The sequence below is a fragment of the Methylobacterium aquaticum genome (genome assembly GCF_001043915.1).
In the GTDB taxonomy this organism is placed as follows: domain Bacteria; phylum Pseudomonadota; class Alphaproteobacteria; order Rhizobiales; family Beijerinckiaceae; genus Methylobacterium; species Methylobacterium aquaticum.
This window is the reverse complement of sequence record NZ_LABX01000333.1, coordinates 1-849: the sequence shown is the minus strand read 5'-3', so window position 1 is coordinate 849 and position 849 is coordinate 1. Positions and strand designations below refer to the sequence as shown.

At 68.7% G+C, this 849-nt stretch carries 1 pseudogene; it reads left to right on the top strand.

What is annotated here, in order from left to right:
* Positions 1-849 (top strand): annotated as a pseudogene (locus VP06_RS37540) (hypothetical protein); the annotation flags it as partial.

The window sequence follows — 849 nt, the reverse complement described above, 5'->3', positions numbered from 1 at the left end:
GGGGGAGGGCACCAACCGTGTTGTGCTCGACGGCGGCTTCACGGTCGCGGGCGAGCTCGCGGTGGTGACCGGCGCCGGCCAGGACAGCATCACGCTCACGGGCACCTACGGCTCGGTGTCGGGCGGCGTGGCTGGCCTCGGGTCGTTGCGGATCGACGCCGGAGGTGGGTCCAACACGGTGTCGCTGACCGGCGAGTACGCGATCGACGGGTCGGCCCAGATCACGACGGGTGGGGACGACGACACGGTCACGCTGACCGGCACAGTGAAGGCGGGCTCGCTATCCATTGATGCCGGGGACGGCACCAATACGGTGACGCTCGACGGCGACGTTACCATCGTGGACGCGGCGCAGATCTCGACGGGCGGGGATGACGATACGATCACGCTGACCGGCACGGTGAAGGCGGGCTCGCTCGCGATCATGGCGGGCGAGGGCACCAACCGTGTTGTGCTCGACGGCGGCTTCATGGTCGCGGGTGAGCTCGCGGTGGTGACCGGCGCCGGCCGGGACAGCATCACGTTCACGGGCATGTACGGTTCGGTGTCGGGCGGCGTGGCTGGCCTCGGGTCGCTACGGATCGACGCCGGAGGTGGGACCAACACGGTGTCGCTGACCGGCGAGTACGTAATCGGCGGGTCGGCCCAGATCACGACGGGCAGCAGCGACGATAATGTCACGCTGACTGGCACGGTGAAGGCGGGTTCGCTGTCGATTGATGCCGGGGACGGCACCAATACGGTGACGCTCGACGGCGACATCACCGTCGTGGATGCGGCGCAGATCTCGACGGGCGGGGACGACGATACGGTCACGCTGACCGGCATGGTGAAGGCGGGTTCGCTCGC